Source organism: Putridiphycobacter roseus (genome assembly GCF_003234935.1).
GTDB classification, from domain to species: domain Bacteria; phylum Bacteroidota; class Bacteroidia; order Flavobacteriales_D; family Crocinitomicaceae; genus Putridiphycobacter; species Putridiphycobacter roseus.
The window spans coordinates 1-1,302 of the sequence record NZ_QKSB01000049.1; the positions used below are offsets into that span (position 1 = coordinate 1).

The following is a 1,302-nucleotide window of genomic DNA, read 5'->3' on the forward strand; positions in this document are numbered from 1 at the left end:
CTTGGGAATTGTCTACCGAAAATTTTGGGTTACTGTGTTTTTCTACCTCCTTTACCAACTTCCGCTTGCACCTAACGCCTGACTAAATTTCTGTTTGCATTACTGCGTACAATGTAAATAGATAACCGCCAAAGCATTGTTTAGCTAAACTAATCATTTTTATTATTCTAAACCTTGTTTTGGTGTCACTTTCAGGTATGTAAATCACTTGATTGTAAATGCAAATTGAATTTAGTTATTGTTGGCTTACGTTTTCTTTTAATAATATTTGATTACCAATCTTCGTTAACAATGAATTCTATCTGTTGTTGTTGTGAAACCTTTTATTTATGGTTTTAGATATTTAGTTCTTGCGGTTTTTTTAAAGTCTACAAATCTTGAACGCCCTCTCGTTTTACGCTCCAGTACTTTTCCTTCTTCAGAGTATACTGTAATCTCATAAACAGGACTGAATCCTATATTATAGCTAGTGGAATAAAAATAGTCAATTGAGTCGATTGTTACATAATAATTTTCTTTTATCATCCTAGTGCCAACTTCTACTATTGGAATGGGAGCATTACCTCCCATAATAATTTCAGTAAAACTTGTAGTCCAAATTGTATCTTCTTGACAACCAAAGTAATTTGCAATACTAGCTATTTGACCAGAATAATAATACATGACAATCGAGTCTTTTTCAGCAAGATTATAAATCAATACGGACTCTTGACCATTTGAGAACTTTCGAAACACTCTATAAGAACTGGTATCTTCATAGCAATCAAACTCTATCCATCTAGCTTGCTGGTTCAAAAGACTATCTTCTGCGGTCATTTGTCCAAACGATATATGGCATAATAAAAATAGAATTGTAAATGAGGTAAATAATTTCATATGCTATCTTTAATTTAGATGTAACAACTTTGTTTTAGTAACTATACATACAACACAAACTCTTTATGGTTCATAAACACCCTAGAAAAATTTCTTCCCGAGTTGTGGGTTGTTTTCTGCACGAGTACCGCTAAAAATGTTTTCCCCTTGAGTGAAATTGTGTCCGAGTTTTGGGTTATTTTCCGTACAAAATACCGCAGTAATCACAATCGGAAACTCTGGTGAATTGTGGGTTAATTTTTACTGTGGTTCACTTTGCAAAATAATGTTTACTATGGAAGCCAACGTTTGTGTATGTTGTCGTTGCTAGCCCGAAGGGCAGCTATGCAATATACATATTGTTATAAGCTTTTTTTTCAATGTACTATTTTTTAACATCCTACGCCTATTTTTATATCGTTTTTCTTTGAACTTTCGTTCATTTTG

General features: G+C 32.9%; 1 protein-coding gene. It reads right to left on the reverse strand.

What is annotated here, in order from left to right; genetic code table 11:
• Nucleotides 1-327: 327 nt before the first annotated feature.
• Nucleotides 328-876, reverse strand: coding sequence for a hypothetical protein (locus DNU06_RS17430; RefSeq protein WP_146239327.1), 549 nt, complete (start codon nucleotides 874-876; stop codon nucleotides 328-330).
• Nucleotides 877-1,302: the final 426 nt, after the last annotated feature.

What these genes read in the sequence shown, in the direction of transcription:
- DNU06_RS17430 (WP_146239327.1), bottom strand. Translation starts at nt 876, where the DNA reads ATGAAATTATTTACCTCATTTACAATTCTATTTTTATTATGCCATATA.